At 36.9% G+C, this 20,660-nt stretch carries 22 protein-coding genes, 1 tRNA gene and 1 pseudogene; 17 read left to right on the top strand and 7 right to left on the bottom strand.

What is annotated here, in order from left to right; genetic code table 11:
* Positions 1–43: 43 nt before the first annotated feature.
* From OEV98_RS17440 to tsaD, 5 genes are all read left to right on the top strand, one after another.
* Positions 44–120, top strand: a tRNA-Asp gene (locus OEV98_RS17440).
* Between the two features lie 169 nt (positions 121–289).
* Complete coding sequence (gene tsaE, locus OEV98_RS17445; RefSeq protein WP_263074635.1) at positions 290–760, top strand: tRNA (adenosine(37)-N6)-threonylcarbamoyltransferase complex ATPase subunit type 1 TsaE; 471 nt, start codon at positions 290–292, stop codon at positions 758–760.
* Entirely contained in the window at positions 741–1,433 is a 693-nt protein-coding gene (tsaB, locus tag OEV98_RS17450; RefSeq protein WP_263074636.1) for a tRNA (adenosine(37)-N6)-threonylcarbamoyltransferase complex dimerization subunit type 1 TsaB, read from the top strand. The genes tsaE and tsaB overlap by 20 nt, the downstream gene beginning before the upstream one ends.
* A 15-nt stretch (positions 1,434–1,448) precedes the next feature.
* On the top strand, positions 1,449–1,904 hold the full coding sequence (gene rimI / locus OEV98_RS17455; RefSeq protein ID WP_263074637.1) for a ribosomal protein S18-alanine N-acetyltransferase: 456 nt from the start codon (positions 1,449–1,451) through the stop codon (positions 1,902–1,904).
* A complete protein-coding gene (gene tsaD, locus OEV98_RS17460; RefSeq protein ID WP_263074638.1) occupies positions 1,897–2,919 on the top strand; it encodes a tRNA (adenosine(37)-N6)-threonylcarbamoyltransferase complex transferase subunit TsaD in 1,023 nt (340 codons plus the stop codon). Before rimI ends, tsaD begins: the two co-directional genes overlap by 8 nt.
* Before the next feature lie 347 nt (positions 2,920–3,266).
* Here the strand turns inward: tsaD and OEV98_RS17465 are convergent, their stop codons facing one another.
* Entirely contained in the window at positions 3,267–5,204 is a 1,938-nt protein-coding gene (locus tag OEV98_RS17465) for an ABC-F family ATP-binding cassette domain-containing protein (protein ID WP_263074639.1), read from the bottom strand.
* Positions 5,205–5,566: 362 nt separating this feature from the next.
* Between OEV98_RS17465 and OEV98_RS17470 the strand changes: the two genes are divergently transcribed.
* The 3 genes from OEV98_RS17470 to tatC all read left to right on the top strand — a co-directional run bounded on the left by OEV98_RS17470 (position 5,567) and on the right by tatC (position 7,296).
* Positions 5,567–6,256, top strand: a complete 690-nt coding sequence (locus OEV98_RS17470; protein WP_263074640.1) for a redox-sensing transcriptional repressor Rex — start codon at positions 5,567–5,569, stop codon at positions 6,254–6,256.
* 89 nt (positions 6,257–6,345) lie between these two features.
* A complete protein-coding gene (locus OEV98_RS17475) occupies positions 6,346–6,525 on the top strand; it encodes a twin-arginine translocase TatA/TatE family subunit (RefSeq protein WP_263074641.1) in 180 nt (59 codons plus the stop codon).
* 15 nt (positions 6,526–6,540) lie between these two features.
* Positions 6,541–7,296, top strand: a complete 756-nt coding sequence (gene tatC / locus OEV98_RS17480) for a twin-arginine translocase subunit TatC (protein ID WP_407676529.1) — start codon at positions 6,541–6,543, stop codon at positions 7,294–7,296.
* A gap of 46 nt (positions 7,297–7,342) precedes the next feature.
* Here the strand turns inward: tatC and OEV98_RS17485 are convergent, their stop codons facing one another.
* The gene (locus tag OEV98_RS17485; protein ID WP_263074642.1) at positions 7,343–7,534 is read right to left on the bottom strand and encodes a YdiK family protein; all 192 of its coding nucleotides are present in this window, start codon (positions 7,532–7,534) and stop codon (positions 7,343–7,345) included.
* A gap of 31 nt (positions 7,535–7,565) precedes the next feature.
* Positions 7,566–8,303, bottom strand: coding sequence for a CPBP family intramembrane glutamic endopeptidase (locus tag OEV98_RS17490; protein ID WP_263074643.1), 738 nt, complete (start codon positions 8,301–8,303; stop codon positions 7,566–7,568).
* Between the two features lie 295 nt (positions 8,304–8,598).
* On the opposite strand from OEV98_RS17490, the gene groES reads away from it, so the two are divergent.
* The 3 genes and pseudogenes from groES to OEV98_RS17505 all read left to right on the top strand — a co-directional run.
* Positions 8,599–8,883 carry a co-chaperone GroES gene (gene groES, locus OEV98_RS17495; protein WP_263074644.1) on the top strand — a complete coding sequence of 95 codons (285 nt, stop codon included), beginning with the start codon at positions 8,599–8,601 and terminating at the stop codon, positions 8,881–8,883.
* A gap of 79 nt (positions 8,884–8,962) precedes the next feature.
* Entirely contained in the window at positions 8,963–10,591 is a 1,629-nt protein-coding gene (gene groL, locus OEV98_RS17500; RefSeq protein ID WP_263074645.1) for a chaperonin GroEL, read from the top strand.
* A gap of 561 nt (positions 10,592–11,152) precedes the next feature.
* Positions 11,153–11,418, top strand: a pseudogene (locus OEV98_RS17505) (transposase); the annotation flags it as partial.
* A gap of 68 nt (positions 11,419–11,486) precedes the next feature.
* Here the strand turns inward: OEV98_RS17505 and OEV98_RS17510 are convergent.
* A complete protein-coding gene (locus OEV98_RS17510) occupies positions 11,487–12,062 on the bottom strand; it encodes a nucleotidyltransferase family protein (protein WP_263074646.1) in 576 nt (191 codons plus the stop codon).
* A gap of 478 nt (positions 12,063–12,540) precedes the next feature.
* Here OEV98_RS17510 and OEV98_RS17515 point away from each other — a divergent pair, with 478 nt between their 5' ends.
* The 3 genes from OEV98_RS17515 (at position 12,541) to OEV98_RS17525 (ending at position 15,054) form a co-directional block, all read left to right on the top strand.
* Positions 12,541–13,080, top strand: coding sequence for an NADPH-dependent FMN reductase (locus OEV98_RS17515; RefSeq protein WP_263074647.1), 540 nt, complete (start codon positions 12,541–12,543; stop codon positions 13,078–13,080).
* 337 nt (positions 13,081–13,417) lie between these two features.
* Positions 13,418–14,476 (top strand): LLM class flavin-dependent oxidoreductase, encoded by a 1,059-nt coding sequence (locus tag OEV98_RS17520; protein ID WP_263074648.1) that lies wholly within the window; start codon positions 13,418–13,420, stop codon positions 14,474–14,476.
* An 11-nt stretch (positions 14,477–14,487) separates the two neighbouring features.
* Entirely contained in the window at positions 14,488–15,054 is a 567-nt protein-coding gene (locus OEV98_RS17525) for an NADPH-dependent FMN reductase (RefSeq protein ID WP_263074649.1), read from the top strand.
* A 77-nt stretch (positions 15,055–15,131) separates the two neighbouring features.
* On the opposite strand, the gene OEV98_RS17530 is transcribed toward OEV98_RS17525, so the two are convergent.
* From OEV98_RS17530 to OEV98_RS17540, 3 genes are all read right to left on the bottom strand, one after another.
* On the bottom strand, positions 15,132–15,485 hold the full coding sequence (locus OEV98_RS17530) for a winged helix-turn-helix transcriptional regulator (RefSeq protein ID WP_263074650.1): 354 nt from the start codon (positions 15,483–15,485) through the stop codon (positions 15,132–15,134).
* 172 nt (positions 15,486–15,657) lie between these two features.
* On the bottom strand, positions 15,658–16,953 hold the full coding sequence (murA, locus tag OEV98_RS17535) for a UDP-N-acetylglucosamine 1-carboxyvinyltransferase (protein WP_263074651.1): 1,296 nt from the start codon (positions 16,951–16,953) through the stop codon (positions 15,658–15,660).
* Positions 16,940–17,758: a DeoR/GlpR family DNA-binding transcription regulator gene (locus tag OEV98_RS17540; protein WP_263074652.1), complete on the bottom strand. Its 819-nt coding sequence runs from the start codon at positions 17,756–17,758 to the stop codon at positions 16,940–16,942. The genes murA and OEV98_RS17540 overlap by 14 nt, the downstream gene beginning before the upstream one ends.
* 232 nt (positions 17,759–17,990) lie before the next feature.
* Here OEV98_RS17540 and OEV98_RS17545 point away from each other — a divergent pair, with 232 nt between their 5' ends.
* From OEV98_RS17545 to OEV98_RS17555, 3 genes are all read left to right on the top strand, one after another.
* Positions 17,991–18,671, top strand: a complete 681-nt coding sequence (locus OEV98_RS17545; protein WP_263074653.1) for a PspA/IM30 family protein — start codon at positions 17,991–17,993, stop codon at positions 18,669–18,671.
* Positions 18,672–18,855: 184 nt separating this feature from the next.
* Positions 18,856–19,884, top strand: coding sequence for a TFIIB-type zinc ribbon-containing protein (locus OEV98_RS17550; RefSeq protein WP_263074654.1), 1,029 nt, complete (start codon positions 18,856–18,858; stop codon positions 19,882–19,884).
* The gene (locus tag OEV98_RS17555; RefSeq protein ID WP_263074655.1) at positions 19,884–20,651 is read left to right on the top strand and encodes a TPM domain-containing protein; all 768 of its coding nucleotides are present in this window, start codon (positions 19,884–19,886) and stop codon (positions 20,649–20,651) included. Before OEV98_RS17550 ends, OEV98_RS17555 begins: the two co-directional genes overlap by 1 nt.
* Positions 20,652–20,660: the final 9 nt, after the last annotated feature.

Below are 20,660 nucleotides of genomic sequence, written 5' to 3' on the forward strand. Positions count from 1 at the left end.
TAACCCGAAGGTCATAGGTTCAAATCCTATCCCCGCAATATATGGTCCGGTAGTTCAGTTGGTTAGAATGCCTGCCTGTCACGCAGGAGGTCGCGGGTTCGAGTCCCGTCCGGACCGCCATTAAAATATTTACTACATATCATTAGATAATCAAACCTTAGGAAGCACTCCTAAGGTTTTTTATATATTTATAGAAGGTCTTTAACAAAGTGAAGAAATATACGACGGTTGATATTCTATTGTGTTTTCGTTACATTTAATTAGAGTAAATTGTGAAAAGGTGACGATAATGAACCAAATGGAAGTAAATGTACATAGTTTTGAGGATACATTTCAGCTTGCAGAAAAACTAAGTAAATTTTTAAAAGCAGGAGATGTGATTGCATTAGAAGGGGACTTAGGAGCTGGCAAAACCTCTTTTACGAAAGGCTTAGCGAAAGGGTTAGGAATTCAAAGAAATGTTAATAGCCCTACTTTCACGATAATTAAGGAATACCACGGGAGATTACCTTTATATCATATGGATGTTTATCGAATGAAAGACTCTATGGAAGATTTAGGATTTGATGAGTATTTCCATGGAGATGGAATATGTGTAGTGGAATGGGCACACATCATAGAAGATCAGCTACCAAATAATTTATTAATCATTGAGATTCAATATGTAGATGAAACATCGAGGAAAATACAATTACGACCAATTGGCGAGCGTTATAAACAAGTATGTGAGGAGTTTTTTCATGAATATTTTAGCGATTGATACTTCAACCGATGTATTAGGAATCGGTTTAGTTAGTGACGAAAAAGTAATTGGTGAATATATAACTAATATAAAAAGAAATCACTCGACTCGCGTCCTACCTGCAATAGAGTATTTGTTAAAAGACTGTGGAATTCAGACGAAGGATATTAATAAAATCGTTGTAGCGGAGGGCCCAGGTTCTTATACAGGATTACGAATTGGTGTAACGATTGGAAAGACACTCGCGTGGACGTTAAAGATTCCGCTAGTTGGGGTATCCAGTCTGAAGGTGATGGCAGCTTCGGGAAGATATTTCGATGGATATATATCACCAATCATTGATGCAAGAAGAGGGAATATTTATACTGGCTTATATAAGTTTGAGAATGGAGAAATAATAGAAGTTCTCGAAGACCAGCACATTTCCACAGAAGATTGGGTGTTAAAGCTAAACGCTATGGAAAAGCCAATTTTAGTTTTAGGTAGTGATGTACCTCAGCATAAAGAAATATTTACAGTACGTTTGAATGAATTTGCATGTTTTGCTCCAATTACTGATAATATACCAAGACCAGGGGAACTAGCACTTTTAGGGAGGCAGCTAGTAGAAGAGAATATCCATTCATTTGTACCAAACTATACACGTCTGGCAGAAGCAGAAGCGAAGTGGAGAGAACAAAACCGGAGATAAATGAGAGGATAGCTTATGGAGAATAAACCATTATTTCGGATTTTAACTATTAATGATTTAGATGCAATCTTAGCGATTGATCATGCTTCTTTTTCTGCTCCATGGAGTAGCGAGGCATTTATTCGGGAGCTTACGATGAATCCGTATGCACTTTATATCGGATGTGAGTTAAATGGGAAAATTGTCGCGTATGGTGGCGTGTGGATTATAGCAGATGAAGCACATATTACAAATATTGCGGTATTACCTGAGTATCGTGGGCGGAAATTAGGCGAACAATTGATGATGAAAATGATGGAAACACTTATTGTAAAAGGTGCCAAAAAGGCAACACTAGAAGTACGTGTTTCAAATATTGTAGCGCAAAATCTTTATCGTAAATTTGGCTTTATGAACGGTGGTATTCGGAAAGGCTACTATTCGGATAATCACGAAGATGCTTTAATAATGTGGGTGAATTTATATGAATGATCTATATATATTAGGAATTGAAACAAGCTGTGATGAAACAGCAGTTGCTATCATAAAAAATGGTACAGAAATTATTTCCAATGTCGTAGCTTCCCAAATTGAAAGTCATAAACGCTTTGGTGGGGTGGTACCAGAAATTGCGTCGCGCCATCATGTGGAGCAAATGACAATTGTCTTGGAAGAAGCAATGAATGAATCGAAATTAACTTTTCAAGATTTAAGTGCGATTGCGGTAACTGCTGGACCAGGTTTAGTAGGTGCGTTATTAATTGGAGTTGAAGCAGCAAAATCATTAAGCTTTGCACATTCTCTCCCATTAGTGCCAGTTCACCATATTGCCGGCCATATTTATGCAAATCGTCTTGTAAAAGAAATGCAATTTCCATTGCTAGCACTTGTAGTTTCAGGTGGTCATACCGAGTTAATATATATGAAGGAGCACGGCCACTTCGAAGTGATTGGTGAGACAAGGGATGATGCAGCTGGAGAAGCGTATGATAAAGTTGCAAGAACATTAAATCTTCCGTATCCTGGTGGTCCACATATTGATCGTTTAGCCCAAGAGGGTGAGGCAACAATAGACCTACCAAGAGCGTGGTTAGAAGAGGGCTCGTATGATTTTAGTTTTAGTGGACTGAAATCTGCGGTAATAAATACCGTACATAATGCCGAGCAACGAGGTGAAACCATTAAGCCAGAGGCATTAGCTGCAAGCTTTCAAGCGAGTGTAGTGGATGTCCTTGTGGAAAAAACAATTCGCGCTGCTAAACAATATAATGTAAAACAAGTATTATTAGCAGGTGGCGTTGCAGCCAATCAAGGCTTACGCGTCCGTTTAGAACAAGCTATTGGTACATTGGACAATGTGGATTTAATCATTCCTCCATTAAAGCTTTGTACGGATAACGCTGCGATGATTGCAGCTGCAGGGAGTATTTTTTACGAAAAAGGAATCCGTGCAGACCTTTCATTAAATGCAAATCCAGGGTTAGATTTAGAGGCATTTAGTAGATAATGCGAGCAAAAATCATGACTCCTGCTTAGTCAAGGACTGGCAGGAGTTTTTTTGTAGTAAAAAGGGAATACGAAAAAACGTAACAATATTAAAGCAGAGGAAAATGTATATAGTTAATATGTGGATAACTTTGTGGATAAAAAACTATAAATGGTTAATTAGTAATTGATATATACAGGTATTACGCAAATATGCACAACTTGTTAATAACTTGATTGTATTTTGTGGATAATGTGGAAAAAACGCTTTAAATATGATAAAAGTCATGTGTATACTGTGGGTAATGTTGTGGATAAAAAATGTGGATAAAAAAGGGGAAGCAATTTTGCCCCCCTATCTACAAACTATTAACTCATTTCTTCCTCGAGTAATGTCCATTCCTCTAATAATGCTTCTATTTCTTCTATAGCTTGATTAATTTCAGTTGTTAACGCAGCGACCTTTGTATGATCTGTGTATACTTCTGGATCCACTAATTGCAGTTCTTTATTTGCTACCTCAACCTCTAGTGTTTCAATCATTAATTGAATTTCATCAATGCGACGTTTCCGTTGCCTTTCTAGTTTCTTTAATTCTTTATCCTGTTCATAACTATTTTTCCGTTGCTTTGATTCCTGCTCACGAGCTGCCAGGCTCTTTTGTTCTGTCGTTCCTTTTTGTAATTCCAATAGTTCTTCTTTTTTCTCTAAATAGTAATCGTAGTCCCCTAAATATTCTACGATTCCATGATTGGAGAGCTCAAATACTTTTGAGGCAAGGCGATTAATGAAATAGCGGTCATGTGATACAAATAAAATTGTACCAGGATAATCAATCAATGCGTTTTCTAATATTTCCTTACTATCTAAATCTAGATGGTTGGTTGGTTCATCTAATATTAGGAAATTAGCATTTTTCATCATTAGCTTTGCTAGCGATAGTCTAGCTTTTTCCCCACCACTAAGAGTAGAAACTGGCTTTAGCACATCATCCCCGGAAAATAGAAAATTACCTAATATGTTTCTTATTTCCTTTTCCGGCATTGTCGGATAATCGTCCCAAAGCTCGTTCAATACACGCTTATTGGAAGTTAGATTTGCTTGCTCCTGATCGTAATAAGCAACCGATACGTTTGTACCAAAGCGAATGCTGCCGTTTAATGATGGAAGCATTTGAACAATTGTTTTTAATAGCGTCGATTTTCCGACGCCATTAGGACCAAGGAGCGCGACACTATCAGCTCTTGTAATACGAAAATTAATATTTTTTGAAATAGGCTCTGATTGATAGCCAATTGTTAAATCGGAGGCACTTAATACTTCGTTCCCACTTTGTTTTTCAATGGTAAAGGAGAAGGAGGCTGATTTTTCATCCCCTTGTGGCCGATCCATCACATGAATTTTATCTAAAGCTTTTCTCCGACTTTGAGCTCGTTTCGTAGTAGAGGCACGAGCTAAATTTTTCTGAATAAAATCTTTCATTTTTGCGATTTCATCCTGTTGTTTCTCATACATCTTTAATTCTCGTTCATAGTTTTCTGCCTTTTGGATTAAGTATTGGCTATAATTACCGGTAAACTTTGTGAGCGTGCGCTGGGAGCATTCGTATACTTGATTTACGACTTTATCTAAAAAGTAACGATCATGGGATACGATTAATATTGCCCCATCATACATTTGCAAATATTGCTCGAGCCATGTTAATGTCTCAATATCTAAATGGTTGGTTGGCTCGTCCAAAATTAATAAATCAGGTTTGGATAATAATAATTTACCAAGTGCTAAACGGGTCTTTTGCCCACCACTAAGTGTCGATATTTTTGTACTATAGTCAAAGTCATGAAAATTTAATCCATGGAGCACGGAGCGAATATCTGCCTCATACTGATAGCCACCTTTATCTTTAAAGTCAATTTGCAATTGATCATATTCAGATAAGATTTTTTGATAGCGGACTTCATCAGCGTAATTTGCCTCATCTGCCATTTGAAGTTCTAAAGAACGTAGCTTTTTTTCCATTACAAGTAGATCCGCAAAGACGGTTAGCATTTCATCCCAAATTGAGCTATCTGATTGTAATCCCGTATGCTGGTCTAAATAACCAATCGTAATATCCTTTGGTTTAATTATGTCTCCAGAATCGTAGGATAATTGACCAGAGATTACCTTAAGCAGCGTAGATTTCCCGGCACCGTTACGACCAACAAGTGCCACGCGGTCTCTTGTTTGAATTTCTAATTTTATATTCGATAAAATAAGTTCCGCTCCAAAATATTTTGTGAGCTGGTTCACTTGTAGTAAAATCATGTTATACACCTCAATTAAATGACAAAAAACATCAAAAAAGTTGTTATTCCTATTCTAACAGAAATAGAATTACCCTATAGTAAAATAGTACATGATAGCGGGGAAAAATAGCAACTGCATGGATTCGATTAAAAAGGAGACAATTTCGGAAAAATCGTGTATGATAAAAAGGGAGTAAAAAAGTTAATACTTACCAATCTTTGCAATAATCAATCATGTAAGTTTTTTTATGTAATGAATCTTGGAAGCGTTAACACAGGGATGGGATGAATTTTTACCTATGCTATTATGGATGAATAAGCAATAACTTGTGCTTATCATGATAATTGCAAAATAACATTATCAACGTTGGAGGAAGAAACATGTCTACAGATCAATTAAAAATACCAAAAGCCACAGCGAAGAGACTTCCGTTGTATTATAGATTTTTGCAAAATTTATATCAATCTGGAAAACAACGCGTTTCTTCTGCAGAGCTAAGTGAAGCTGTAAAAGTAGATTCCGCTACCATTCGCCGCGATTTTTCGTATTTTGGTGCCTTGGGGAAAAAAGGCTATGGGTATAATGTGCAGTATTTATTATCATTTTTTCGTAAAACATTAGATCAAGATGAGTTAACGAAAGTTGCCTTAATTGGTGTCGGTAATCTTGGTACGGCATTATTGCATTATAATTTTACGAAAAATAATAATACAAAAATTGTCATTGGCTTTGATGTAAATAAAGAAAAGATTGGTAGTAATATTGGAGAAATTCTCATTTATAGTATGGATGAATTAGAAGAAAGACTTATCTCAGAAAATATTCAAGTTGTTATATTAACGGTTCCGGCTGTCGTTGCACAACAAATTACGGACCGTCTATTAAAAACAAATGTTAAGGGAATTTTGAACTTTACGCCTGCTCGTTTAACAGTACCTTCATCTATTAGTGTACATCATATTGATTTAGCAGTGGAATTGCAATCATTTGTTTATTTTATTAAGCATTATTCGGAAGAAGAAACAGATATGGAAATAGTAGAAGAAAACGGTGTTGTTATCGAGGACTAAGGGTTCTTTGGGATGATAAAATGAATTTGCAATAATATTTAAAATTATGCTAAAGTACGTTATGATAGTTTGAAGGGGGTGGTCGTAGGATGATAGGTCCTATGAGTTTGATTATTATCTTAATCGTAGCTTTATTAATTTTCGGTCCGAAAAAACTACCTGAATTAGGGAAAGCGGCAGGAAATACGTTACGAGAATTTAAAAATGCGACAAAAGGTTTGGCTGATGAAGATGAGGAGCCAGCGAAAAAAAATAATGATGTAAACTAGTTAGGATGAAGCAGTGTGAATCAGGATAACATGACTATTTTTGAACATATTGCAGAGATAAGAAAACGGCTGATTTATATCGTCGTTTTTTTCGTCCTTGCCATGGTTGGTTCCCTGTTTATAGCGGAGCCAGTTATCGTTTTTTTGCAGCATACCGAGGAGGCAGCCGTTCTGCAATTAAATGCTTTTCGCCTTTCCGATCCGTTAAAAATTTATATGCAAATGGCATTTGTTATTTCATGTGTGATTACCGCACCAGTTATTTTATATAATATTTGGGCATTTATTGCTCCAGGGTTATATGAAAAGGAGCGGAAAGTAACATTATCCTATATTCCAATATCGGTTTTGCTTTTTATCGGAGGAATATCTTTTTCCTACTTTATTCTTTTTCCTTTTGTCATTCAATTTATGACAAATTTAGGAGAACATATGCATATTCAGCAAGTAATTGGTATTAATGAATATTTTGAATTTCTCTTTCAAATTACGATACCATTTGGATTATTGTTCCAAATGCCTGTTATTATCTTATTTTTAACGAGATTAGGTATTATTAGCCCAGCATTTCTATCAAAAATAAGAAAATATGCTTATTTCGTCTTATTAGTAATTGCTGCGCTCATTACACCACCTGATCTACTATCCCATATGATGGTAACTGTCCCATTACTGCTTCTATATGAAATTAGTATAGGAATTTCGAAAATTGCTTATCGAAAAGCAATGAAGGAACAAGAATTACAGGAGCAATTGGAAACAAGTCAATAAAAAAATAGAAGAGGCTGTCATTACGACAGCCTCTTTGTTTTACCGCTTATTTTTTTCGTTTTTGAAATAAAGTGAGAAACAACATCCGGATGCCTGAGCCAAAATCTAATGTTGCCAAAAAAATAAGTACAAAGGCAAAAAAGCCCCATCCGTTCATTTGGACTTGTTGGATTGCAAAATATGTAAATACGATTCCTAATATCATATATATTATTGCAAGGGAAAGGGGTGATCTCATTAAATAGTGTCCTCCAGTATTACTAGCAAATTTAATTGGAAAAAAGATTATTCAGTATATGTATCAAAAAGCCCCCGATAAAGTGAATCGATTCTGCTTGTTGATCGTGATAAGAAAGCTGAATAATAACTACATATGTATTCATTAAAATATGTGTTAGTATCGGTACAATAATCCTTTTAGTTTTAACATATAAAAAGGCAAATGTAAAACCAATTGCCGCATATAACAACGTATGCTCTAATTCCAAATGGGCAACGGAAAAAAGAAGTGCGCTAACTAGTGCGGACACAAAAAAATTAAAGTACTTATACAATGTGCCAAAAATTATTTTCCGAAAGACAATTTCTTCTAAAATTGGACCGACAACGGAGCTGACAATAATGATGATTGGCGCTTTATTGATTAGCTCTAAAATATTTTGTGTGTTTTCTGATCCCGGACGTACTCCAAATAAATATTCAATTTGTGCCGCGATAGCTTGTGCGAAGAGTGCCAAAAAAACGCCAAAAATAGCCCATAGTAACGATTTCGGTAATGATGTGGCAAATTTATCACGTAAATAGAACTCGTCTCGTAAAAGGAGTAAAATAATGATAAGCGTGGCACCAAAGCTAAAAACGAGCCAAACGGCAAGTGCGGTAAGCTTTAAATTTTCATCAGCAATCCCAAAACCTTGCAATATAGCCGCAGTCAATTGGACGCCAAAGCCAGAAAATAGTTGCATGGCGATATACGTATATACAATTAATTGATAGTTTCTTTTCAAATGGTTTCCCTCCACCTTTTTTGGCAGAAATATTTATCAGAAAATAATTTTCCCAATCTTACCGTAACATGTTATAAGTTTCTTCTCAAAGAATATGAATAGAAGGTAGAATATTTTTAGACAATCCTGCCATAATATATTTGTTTTGAAGCTATGAAAAAAAATTACTAAATTTTAATGGTTGAGACTTGAAAAAAGAATCTCGATTCATTATTATAATAATTGGAATTAGCACTCAAGTATAGAGAGTGCTAACAAAAATATTTTAGGAAAAATATTGAGGAGGTTGTTCATTGTGTTAAAACCACTAGGTGATCGCGTCGTCATTGAACTTGTAGAAACTGAAGAAAAAACAGCAAGCGGTATTGTATTACCAGATACTGCGAAAGAAAAACCTCAAGAAGGTAAAATCGTTGCTGTTGGAACTGGCCGTGTACTAGAAAGCGGTGAAAGAGTTGCATTGGAAGTGAGCGTTAACGATCGCATTATCTTCTCAAAATATGCTGGAACAGAAGTTAAATACGAAGGTAAAGAATACTTAGTTTTACGTGAAAGTGACATTCTAGCGATTGTTCAATAATCTTAGTTTTTTAGTCACTATATATCATAATCTCAAAAAGTAAAATCTATGCAAAAATGATGTAAGGGGGCTTTTAAAAATGGCAAAACAAATTAAATTTAGTGAAGAAGCTCGTCGTGCAATGCTTCGCGGTGTAGACCAATTAGCAGATGCAGTTAAAGTAACTTTAGGACCAAAAGGACGTAACGTTGTTCTTGAGAAAAAATATGGTTCTCCGTTAATTACAAATGATGGTGTTACTATTGCTAAAGAAATCGAATTAGAAGATGCATTCGAAAACATGGGTGCAAAACTAGTTGCTGAAGTTGCAAGCAAAACAAATGATGTTGCTGGCGACGGTACAACAACAGCAACAGTTCTAGCACAAGCGATGATTCGTGAAGGCTTGAAAAACGTAACTGCTGGCGCAAACCCAATGGGTATCCGCAAAGGTATGGAAAAAGCAGTTCTAACTGCTATTGAAGAATTACAAGCAATTTCTAAACCAATTGAAGGCACTGCTTCTATCGCACAAGTTGCATCTATTTCTGCAGCAGACGAAGAAGTTGGACAATTAATTGCGCAAGCAATGGAACGCGTTGGAAACGACGGTGTAATCACAATCGAAGAATCTAAAGGATTCACTACAGAATTAGATGTAGTAGAAGGTATGCAATTTGACCGTGGATATGTTTCTGCATACATGGTAACAGATTCCGATAAAATGGAAGCTGTTCTAGAAAATCCATACATCTTAATTACTGACAAAAAGATTACTAACATTCAAGAAGTATTACCAGTGTTAGAACAAGTTGTTCAACAAGGTAAACCATTACTTCTAGTTGCAGAAGATATCGAAGGGGAAGCTCTTACTACCCTAATCGTGAACAAACTACGTGGAACATTCAATGCAGTAGCTGTTAAAGCTCCTGGATTTGGTGATCGTCGTAAAGCAATGCTAGAAGATATTGCTGTCCTAACTGGTGGAGAAGTAATCACAGAAGATTTAGGATTAGACTTAAAAACTGCTAGCCTTGGACAACTAGGCCGCGCTGCAAAAGTTGTTGTAACAAAAGAAAATACAACAATTGTTGAAGGTGCTGGCGAATCTAGCAAAATTGCAGCTCGCGTAAATCAAATTAAAGCACAAATCGAAGAAACTACTTCTGAATTTGATAAAGAAAAATTACAAGAACGCTTAGCAAAATTAGCTGGTGGTGTAGCAGTTATTAAAGTTGGTGCAGCTACTGAAACTGAGCTTAAAGAACGCAAGCTTCGTATTGAAGACGCATTGAACTCTACTCGTGCAGCAGTAGAAGAAGGTATTGTTTCTGGTGGTGGTACTGCACTAGTGAACGTATACAACAAAGTTGCTGCAATTGATGCAGAAGGTGACACACGTACAGGTGTAAACATCGTTCTTCGCGCATTAGAAGAACCAATCCGTCAAATCGCGCACAATGCAGGTCTTGAAGGTTCTGTTATTGTAGAACGCTTGAAAAAAGAAGAAGTTGGAGTTGGATTCAACGCAGCTACTGGCGAATGGGTAAATATGATCGAAGCTGGTATCGTAGACCCTACAAAAGTAACTCGCTCCGCACTTCAAAACGCTGCATCTGTTGCTGCAATGTTCTTAACAACAGAAGCTGTTGTAGCTGACCTACCTGAAGAAAACAAAGGTGGCATGCCAGACATGAGTGGCATGGGCGGAATGGGCGGCATGATGTAATAAGCCGCTTCACCCCTTGATATATAAGGGTTTTATGTAAGATGAGAGTGGAATGTTAACATTGTTGTTAACATGAGGTTCTTAACGGAGGCTTCTCATGAGTTCAGCAAACTTGTGGGAAGCTTCTTTTTTCATTTCTTGTGCGACGTGGTGAAAGACATTTTTTTGTGATTTGGGTATCTGTTTGACCGAAGCGATTCATAATTTATTCAAGCGTGCAAGCTATTCTTCTACTTTTAAATCATTTTCTTATCAATTCTCGTCACTATCAAGCCAAGCTAGAACATCTTCTATATAGTCCCATTTTTTTGTTAAGCCTTTTTTTATCTTCTTCAGCTTCTTTTTCTCCTTGATGCCATTCTTTGCTCCAAAACCATTCTTGATCCTTTGGAACTTGAATCCATCCTTTTTTATTTTTAATATAGACTCAAACATATTCCATTGTTTTCACTTCCTTATAAATTATGTTGTCTTAATAAAAGGCTCTTTTCGTATAGATTGTTGCTTTTTTAACCAAACTCTTTAGAGGTGGTAATACATCTCTCAGGAGGTATATAGAATGTGGGAAGACGTTTCGTTTATACCGCCTTTTCGGACTTACCTAAACACGAGCAAATAAAGCTATTTAAACTTCTAAAAGAAAATTTCTTTTCAGATGAAGAGGAAATAATGAGAGATGCTTTTACGACCATCAGGGAAACACGCTTTAAAGAAGGGTTAGGTTATATTCATTGTGGAAGTGTAAAGGTAAAACAAAACGGACATATAGAGCTAGACAAAGATATCTCTGTCGTGACTGTGGGAAGTCTTTCAACGATTTAACAAATTTTCTCCACAAATTTTCTCCGTGATGTATAAAAAGCCATTTCATAAAATGAAACGGCTTATTTCCTAATCAGTTTTTTAATATGTGCTGGACTTTAATTTTATGCCAAATAGCCTTCCAATTCTTTTTTATAATTCGCTCCTCATAAATTGCACCAAGTTCTTCTGTTTCGATAAAATGGGAAGTCGGTTTCAGTTCTAAATTAATGACATCATCTATTCCACAAGGAGAAGTAAGAACTAAATTGTTATCCTTGTCTAGCTTTACTCCGAGAGCAGTTGCAGTTTCTGGAAACTTTGAAATAGCATCTTCCGAAGAAGTATAAGGAGGAAGATTATTAATGACGTGCATCCTTGCTTCATTTTTAACAGACCAAGGTATATTAGGCATTATGCTTTTCAACTTATTCTCTAATTCCTTTTCAAAATTCTCATCAATGTTTGCGTTATCAAAATAAATAACATCTACATCCGGGGTCTCAGTTCTTTCATTAAACCCGTGCAATGTGTCCCAGATTTTTGAACGTACAAATCCTGCACATATCCACCAATCAGGCAAATTTAATGTACTCGCTACCTTTATAATCTCCATCATTTTTTCATCGCTTTGGATTAGCTTTATTACATCTTCTTTATTCTTTAACATCTTAACGTTATCCCCCTTTTGATATCCGAACGTATATTCCTATTCTAACACAACAAAATGTGAAGGGAGAATATACCAATAAGATTTTTAAACATACTTAATCCTTAATTTTTAGGTTATTAAGCTCTAAGTTTATATGAACAAAAATTGCTTATAGTTCTATAGGCAATGAGCCCGTGCTATAAATAAATGATTTATATATTTTTCCCTTTTCACAATCTTGTATTTTACAATCATCTCCCATTCACACAATTTAAATAAAAATTTTATATGGTTTGAACTTTATTCACTCAAAATAGATAAATAATAAAAGTTAAAAACTTTTTACTGTTTGTCTTCGATGCCCTAAAACTTGTCACCTTTTCCTAACTTTTGGTAAGGTAGAGATAGAAAGAGGTTCGGAAAAACTCATGAACTTGGGAGAAATGTAAGTTCCACCTCAAGTATATGGATTCAACGTGAAAGGGGGCTTTTTTTAGTGAAAATAGTGGGTGTTTCAGGGACATTAGCTGGTGGAAAGACGTCACAAATGGTATATGATGTTTTACATGCAGCAAAGCTAGTAGACACTTCTGTCGAAACAGAATTAATGGATATAAAGGATTATGATATCGAGTTTATGCGAGGGGTACCATTATCGTATTACAATGACGAAACGGTTGAGGTAGTTAATAAAATTTTAAATGCCGATTGCATTGTTATTGGTACACCGGTTTATCAGGCTTCGATTGCTGGTGCTTTAAAAAATTTATTGGACTTAATGCCGGAGCATGCCTTTCGAAATAAGGTAGTTGGCTATATATCTACTGCAGGGTCTGAAAAGCATTTTCTCGTGGCAGAGTATAATTTACGGCCGATTTTGCAATTTTTAGGAGCGACCGTCCCTTCACGAAATGTTTTTGTACCTGATGATCATTTTGATGAGGAAAATGTGATTGTAGATAAATGGACGAAAGACCGAATCCAGAAAATGGCAAAAGAAATGGTTCAACTGACAAAGAGTGTAAAGGATTTCTAATGTCGTTCAATGCTCAACGTAGCTCAGCTAAACAAAACGAAAGAAACAAACGAGAATGAGTTGATTCTCGTTTTTTGTAATTGTAAGGAAAAAGCATATGTTACATCTTCCATATTTGATAGGGAATTATAACAAATATGATTTTCAAACGCTTGCCTACATTTCACTAGCATTTTCTCTTTAGTATCTTTTTGTATACTAGAGCACTTATAAGTAAGTACTTATATTATTTTCAGTCCCATTCTATAATAACGATGAAGCATGAAAATGAATAATCGATCCATAAAGGCAAGCTAATATAAATTAAATAAAAATGAGCATTGGGAGGAATTTTATCTTGGAAAAATATCGAATCGATCCTAGTGAAGGATTAGAATTTGGATTATATACATTAGGGGATCATTTAGCGAATCCAGCTACAGGCGAACGGATTTCCGCCCAGCAGCGAATTAAAGAAATAATTGAGCTTGCAAAGCTAGCGGAGCAAGCTGGCATCCATTTCTTTAGTGTCGGGGAAAGCCATCAGGACTATTTTGCAACACAGGCACATTCTGTTGTTTTAGCAGCCATTGCACAAGCAACAGAGAAAATTAAAATTGGTAGCTCCTCTACGATTATTAGTACGTCCGATCCAGTTCGTGTGTATGAGGATTTTGCAACCATTGATTTAATTTCCGGTGGTCGCGCTGAAATTATTGCTGGTCGTGCATCACGTGTTGGGCTTTTTGAATTACTTGGCTATAATCTTCGTGATTATGAAGAATTATTTGAGGAAAAATTTGATCTGTTACTACAAATTAATGAAAATGAAGTTGTCAATTGGAACGGCGAATTCCGTGCACCATTAAGAAATGCCAAAGTATTGCCACGTCCAACAGGTGGATCGATGCCAATTTGGCGAGCGGTTGGTGGAACTCCAGCAAGTGCGATGAAAGCTGGTTTCCAAGGAGTGCCAATGGCGTTAGCAATGTTAGGTGGGCCAGTTTCCCACTTTAAATTAACGATTGATGCTTATCGCCAAGCACTCAAGCAAGGTGGACATAATCCAGAAGAATTTCCAGTCGCAACAACCGGCTTCTTCTATGTAGCGGAGACAACACAACAAGCATTGCGAGAATACTATCCACACATCAATGAAGGCATGAAGCTTACAAATGGCGGTGGATTTCCGAAACAGCTATTTGCACAAGGAGCGGATCCGCGCAGTGTCATGAATGTCGGCAGTCCACAGGAAGTAATCGAAAAAATTCTTTATCAGCATGAGCAATTTGGTAACCAACGCTACATGGCGCAATTAGAATTCGGTGGAGTACCATTTGAAAAAGTAATGAAAAATATTGAAATCATTGGTACGGAGATTTTACCAGCAATCAAAAAATATACAGCGAAAAAATGAGGGGGAGCGTCATGAAAATTGTCGGATTGTCTGGTTCCAAGGTAGGCTCGAAAACGAGAACAGCAATGAACTATACGATAAAGGAAATAAACGGAAAATATCCTGACATTGAAGTCGATTTAATCGATTTAGCGGATTATGATGTGCAATTCAGTGATGGACGCTCCTATTGGGAATACACAGGGGATACGAAATATGTTGCGGAAACATTAATGGGAGCAGATGCAATAATTATTGGAACGCCAATTTTCCAAGCATCAATTCCAGCAACATTAAAAAATATTTTTGATTTACTACCAGAAAAGGCATTACGTGACAAAGTCGTCAGCATTTTAGTGACAGCTGGATCTGCTAAGCATTTCTTAATTGTCGAGCAACAATTAAAACCAATCTTATCCTATATGAAGGCACAAGTTGTTCAAACGTATGTGTTTATTGAAGAGAAGGATTTTTATCGAAAAGAAATTATCAATAATGATATCATTTTCCGAATTCAACGATTAGTGGAGGACACGGTAGTTTTAGCTGAAACGTATGCGAAGGTTCGTGAGGCAAAAGAAGCGGAATATGGATTTTAATATGATCTCAAAAAGATGACCTCGGTACAATTGCCGAGGTCATCTATTGTGGTTAAAATGTATATTCAACTATGGAATTAAATGGTTTTCGTTTGATTCACTAGTTTTTGTTTTTTATGAACGGTATGCTTTGTTCCCCATTCATGCATTGCTGCTAAAATTGGCTCCAAGCTTTTACCGTATTCGGTAATCGAATATTCTACCTTTGGTGGAACCTGTGGATAAACAACTCGCTCAATAATATCTTCTTCCTCTAATTCCCGTAAATGCTTCGTTAACATTTTTTGCGTAATTTCCGGGACACTCCGTTTAATTTCACTAAATCGCATCGTCCCATTTTTCAAAAGGTGCAATAAAATGATGGGCTTCCATTTACCGACAATAATTTCTAGTGCATCCTCCACCCGACATAAATCTGGTTCAATATTCATGATTAATGCCTCCTTAGTATCTTTTAGTATACTATAGAAAATAAAGGGAGTACATTAATTACTCGCTATATAGAACTGTAAAAATAGACAAACATCCAAATTGGTATAGAAAAAACTCTTCGATAACACGAAGTACTGTTTTTAGAAACAATACTTCGCATTACCTAAGAGTTTATAACACATCACGTAACAAATCCTCTGTACTAACATCGTCAGATTCCAGTACATTTATCTTAACCCCTATGGATCGAAATGCTGCTACAGCATCTTCATATCCTCGTTCGATATGTTCGATTCCGGTAATGGTAGTTTTTCCTTCTGCGGTAATACCAGCGAGAATTAAAGAAATACCTGCGCGAATATCTGATACATGGACATTCGTTCCTTTTAGCGGTGTTTTCCCTTTTATAAAGGCAACCCCATTGCGGACATCGATATCTGCTCCCATGCGTGCTAATTGCTGTACATGATTGAAACGATTCGGATAAACTTGCTCATTAATAATACTTTTTCCTGGCGCTTGTGTTAACAAGGAAGTCAGTGGTTGCTGTAAATCGGTAGCAAATCCAGGATACATGCCTGTTCTAACACGAGTAGCTTTTAATTTTCCAGTAGCGTAAGCGGTAATGGATTGGTCACCTTCGACAATGGCAATTCCGATTTCTTGTAACTTCGAAATACAGGAGCCTAAATGTTCGGGAATTACATTGTTCACCGTTACCGAACCAGTTGCTAGTCCGGCAGCCATTAGGAAGCTTCCAGCAATTAACCGGTCGGGAATTACTTGATGGGTACAGCCGGTTAAATGGGTTACACCAACAATTTTTATTGTACTTGTTCCTGCACCGGTTATTTTTGCCCCCATTTTATTTAAAAGAATGGCGGTATCACTCACTTCAGGGTCGCAAGCAGCATTAAGCAGCACGGTAGTACCTTTGGCGCGAGCGGCTGCTAACATAATGTTAATTGTGCCCCCAGAGGTAATTTTGTCAAAATAAATTGTTTCTCCTCTTAATTCTGTTGCTTCGACCTCGTAATAGTCCTCATGAAAGGTAAATGTTGCCCCTAACATTTGCAATGCTTTAATATGTTGGTCAATTGGCCGACTGACAAAATTATCCCCACCAGGATACCCGACAGAAACTTTTCCGAATTTCGCCAGCAATGCCCCAACGAAATAATAGCCAGTTCGGATAGATGAAGATTTTTTTGGATCGAAACTCGTATGATTAATTGAATTTGGGTTAATATGAACGGCGCCAGCATCATCTATCGTAATGTGACAGCCTATTTCTTTTTCCATTTGGCAAATTACCCGGAAGTCAGATATATTCGGAATGCCTAATAATGTAACAGATTCATCTGTTAATAGGGCAGCAGCGAGTAATGCTAACGAACTATTTTTTGATCCAGGGATAGTAACATTCCCTTTAATTTCGGGGGTATGCTCGACATTAATCCATCTCATTTCGTACACTCCTATTCGTTTCTATTTCATCTGCATAAATTATTTCGATTTGTTTGTTTTCCATTTCCTTCATGACTGCAGCAGGTGCGGCTGAATCGGTTATAACTAAATCAATGCTATCCATTGGAACGGAGGTTACAAACATTTGATGGCCGACTTTTTCATGAGGGGCTAAGCAAATATTTTTCCGAGATGATTGTGCTACTGTCCGTGCGAAAGCGGCTCCTTCTGGAGTAGCAGTGCTAATCCCAGTGGATGTCAACCCGCCCCCAGTTAAAAAACTAATATCTAATGTAAACTTTCGTATCATTTCAATGGCTAAAATATCGATCATGCTGCCTGCGGATTCTGCTTTTCGTAATTTTCCACCGATGAGGTATGCAGTTATATTTTCTTTCCTTCGAATTGATTCGGCAATTTTAATCGAATTAGTGATGACAGTAAAGGGTATGTCTGTTGGAAGATATTTAAGCATTCCAAATTGAATTCCAGCTCCACCAATATACACGGTATCATCTGACTGAATGTAGGAGGCAGCTATCCTAGAGATAGCATTTTGGTGTGGCGCTCCTTCACCATAGCGTTTTGCCTCAGGCTGAGGTAACGAACGAACTTTTGGCTTTGGAGAAACTAAAATTGCACCACCATACGTTTTTTGTAGTAATCCTTGTTCCTCCATTATCGTTAAATCTCTTCGAATCGAGTCAATGGACATTTGAAATAAATCCGAGAGGTCTTTGGCGATAACACGACCTTCCCTTTGAATCATTTCCAATATTTTTTTGCGACGTTCTTCGGCTAACATGACTGACTTCCATCCTCTCAATCGTCGATACGATTATAAATCATTACTAACATGTTATTCTGTATCCTTCGTCTTTGTCAAATAAATAATTCATGTTCTTTCAATTTTATTCATGTTCTTTCAGTTTTTTGGAAAAGTCTATGGAATTGCTAAAATTTACATTAGAAAATGAATCCTTTTGATACAATAAACAGTATATAAGGTATGGAAAAAAACGAAGGAGGATCTGTAAATGAGTATATTGGCAAGATTTAAAGATATTATGGCTAGTAATATTAATGCGTTATTGGATAAGGCGGAAGATCCTGAGAAAATGATTGATCAGTATATACGAAATATCAATAGAGATTTAGGAAAAGTGAAAGCAGAAACAGCATCGGTAATGGCGGAGGAGCAACGGGCAAAGCGTGTATTAAATGAGTGCCAATCAGATATGGAAAAAATGGAAAATTATGCGATAAAAGCGTTAGAAGCTGGAAATGAAGCAGATGCCCGTGAATTTTTAGCAAGAAAAACGACAATAGCTACGAAAGAGGCAGAGCTACAACAAGCATATGACCTTGCTTCTGCTAATGCACAGCAAATGAGACAAATGCATGATAAATTAGTTGCAGATATTCAAGAGCTAGAATCACGAAAAACAATGCTAAAAGCAAAATGGTCGGTTGCAAAAACACAGGAGCGAATCAATAAAATTGGCTCTGGTGTAAATGATGCAAGTAATTCGATGTCTGCATTTGGACGAATGGAGGATAAGATTAATCAAGCCATGGATCGCGCTAATGCTATGGCAGAACTAAATGCACGTCCAAAAGATGACATAGAAGAGCTTACGGCAAAATATGATAAAAAAGTAGATGTCGAGGATGAGCTAGCAGCGCTAAAGGAAAAGTTAAAAAACAAACAATCGTAAGGAACCCTGTAAAAAAGAGGATGGGACATAACAATTGATGTTTAAATGTAAGACGAACAATACTTCGGATAGCGAAGTATATTTCCGGAGCGAATTTACCTACTTAACTTTGTTCGGATTCTCTTACATAAAAATACTTTTGTCCCAGCCTCTTTTTCAAGGATAGAAGGATGAGGTGAGCCGGATGGTAATCCATTATAAATGTCCGAACTGTGGGGACGATATGGTTTTCGATAGTGAATCGGGAATGTTATCGTGTCATTCCTGTGGTAGAAAGGATAATATTGAAAATTTTTCTGAGGAATATATTACTACCGCATTTTCTGATGGGGAGGCAAAGGAATATCAATGTGAAAACTGTGGTGCGGTGTTAATTACGGATGCCGATACAACAGCCACGACTTGTAGCTTTTGTGGTGCAGGGGTAGTGCTTGCAGATCGGTTATCTGGAACGCTCGCTCCGACTAAGGTTATACCTTTTTCCATTAGTAAAGAAGAGGCAATTCAAGCATTTCATGCATGGTGTAAAAAGGGATTGTTAACGCCAAAAGGCTTTATGTCGGCTGATCGGATTAAGAGCATCACCGGAATGTACGTTCCTTTTTGGTTTTATGATTTAAATAGTGATATTAAAGTACAAGCGGTTGGAACGAAAGTACGCCACTATTCGCGTGGTGAGTATGACTATACAGAAACATTGTATTTTGAAGTGTTTCGTGATATTACATTAGATTACGTAAAGGTACCTGTTGATGCTTCAGAAAAAATGCATGATGAATTAATGGATCGATTGGAACCATATCATTATGATCAATTAAAGGATTTTAAGACACCCTATTTAGCTGGATATATTGCGGAAAAATATAATTATGATGCAAATGAATTGCTTCCGAGAGCAAAAGCAAAGGTGGCGGATTATATCGAGTCATTTATACAATCAACGATGGCTGGGTATACAGGAGTAAATTATCGTAAAAAAGAGATCTCGACAGAAAAAACACAGAGCTTCTATGTATTGCTGCCAGTTTGGATGGTTAGTTATGATTATCAAAAGGCAGAGCATATTTTTGCGATGAACGGGCAAACAGGTAAGGTCGTCGGAAAACCACCAATTAGTGCAGGGAAAGTGGCAGCTTGGTTTGGTGGTATTGCTGGAACCTCCTTTATTGCGCTGAAGCTAATCCAATTTTTACTTGGAGGAGGAATCTGGTGATGAGAAAACGTTTATTAACAGGTATCATAATGGTTATCTCCCTTTTTACCTTTGGTTTTTTCCAAAGCCATGTATTCGCAAGTACCCAGCATGTATATGATTATGCGAACCTTTTAACAAGTACAGAAGTAAAGCAACTGGAGAATTTAGCGGCAGAACTTGGCGCGGAGCGGGAAACGGATTTTATTATATTAACGACGGATAATACGGATGGAAAAGACGTCGTGCAATATATGGAAGATTTTTATGATGATATGGCTCCTGGGTATGATAAGCCGCATGGTAATACGGCGATATTAACTGTTGACATGGAGCATCGCGATGTTTATTTAGCGGGTTTTTATAAAGCAAAGGAATATTTGGATGACAGTCGTCTAGAATCCATTCGAGAAAAAATCACCCCTGATTTAACGGAAGGCAATTATTATGATGCTTTTGCCTCTTTTATGGAGCTATCACACGACTACATGGGCTATCCACCTGGGGTAAATCCAAATAATATTTTCTTTCAATGGTGGTTTCAGATTGGTGTCTCCCTGATTATTGCAGCAGGAGTAGTAGGAATGATGCTCTATAATTCTGGTGGCAAGGTTACGGTAAATGAACGGACATATTTAAATTCGAAAGCCTCAAAAATCAATCAGCAACGAGATCAATATATTCGAAAAACTGTAACGAAGCATAAACGCCCATCATCCAATAATGGTGGTGGCGGTGGTGTCACTGGTGGCGGACACTCACATAGTGGCAGTCGCGGTAGCTTTTAGACGCCAGAT

The sequence above is a fragment of the Perspicuibacillus lycopersici genome, from assembly GCF_025660475.1.
Taxonomy (GTDB): domain Bacteria; phylum Bacillota; class Bacilli; order Bacillales; family Caldibacillaceae; genus Perspicuibacillus; species Perspicuibacillus lycopersici.

Bases quoted from the DNA above. Each gene is read 5' to 3' on its own strand.
- tsaE (WP_263074635.1), top strand. From the start codon at position 290: ATGAACCAAATGGAAGTAAATGTACATAGTTTTGAGGATACATTTCAG.
- tsaB (WP_263074636.1), top strand. From the start codon at position 741: ATGAATATTTTAGCGATTGATACTTCAACCGATGTATTAGGAATCGGT.
- rimI (WP_263074637.1), top strand. From the start codon at position 1,449: ATGGAGAATAAACCATTATTTCGGATTTTAACTATTAATGATTTAGAT.
- tsaD (WP_263074638.1), top strand. From the start codon at position 1,897: ATGAATGATCTATATATATTAGGAATTGAAACAAGCTGTGATGAAACA.
- OEV98_RS17465 (WP_263074639.1), bottom strand. From the start codon at position 5,204: ATGATTTTACTACAAGTGAACCAGCTCACAAAATATTTTGGAGCGGAA.
- OEV98_RS17470 (WP_263074640.1), top strand. From the start codon at position 5,567: ATGTCTACAGATCAATTAAAAATACCAAAAGCCACAGCGAAGAGACTT.
- OEV98_RS17475 (WP_263074641.1), top strand. From the start codon at position 6,346: ATGATAGGTCCTATGAGTTTGATTATTATCTTAATCGTAGCTTTATTA.
- OEV98_RS17485 (WP_263074642.1), bottom strand. From the start codon at position 7,534: ATGAGATCACCCCTTTCCCTTGCAATAATATATATGATATTAGGAATC.
- groL (WP_263074645.1), top strand. From the start codon at position 8,963: ATGGCAAAACAAATTAAATTTAGTGAAGAAGCTCGTCGTGCAATGCTT.
- OEV98_RS17510 (WP_263074646.1), bottom strand. From the start codon at position 12,062: ATGTTAAAGAATAAAGAAGATGTAATAAAGCTAATCCAAAGCGATGAA.
- OEV98_RS17525 (WP_263074649.1), top strand. From the start codon at position 14,488: ATGAAAATTGTCGGATTGTCTGGTTCCAAGGTAGGCTCGAAAACGAGA.
- OEV98_RS17530 (WP_263074650.1), bottom strand. From the start codon at position 15,485: ATGAATATTGAACCAGATTTATGTCGGGTGGAGGATGCACTAGAAATT.
- murA (WP_263074651.1), bottom strand. From the start codon at position 16,953: ATGAGATGGATTAATGTCGAGCATACCCCCGAAATTAAAGGGAATGTT.
- OEV98_RS17540 (WP_263074652.1), bottom strand. From the start codon at position 17,758: ATGTTAGCCGAAGAACGTCGCAAAAAAATATTGGAAATGATTCAAAGG.
- OEV98_RS17545 (WP_263074653.1), top strand. From the start codon at position 17,991: ATGAGTATATTGGCAAGATTTAAAGATATTATGGCTAGTAATATTAAT.
- OEV98_RS17550 (WP_263074654.1), top strand. From the start codon at position 18,856: ATGGTAATCCATTATAAATGTCCGAACTGTGGGGACGATATGGTTTTC.
- OEV98_RS17555 (WP_263074655.1), top strand. From the start codon at position 19,884: ATGAGAAAACGTTTATTAACAGGTATCATAATGGTTATCTCCCTTTTT.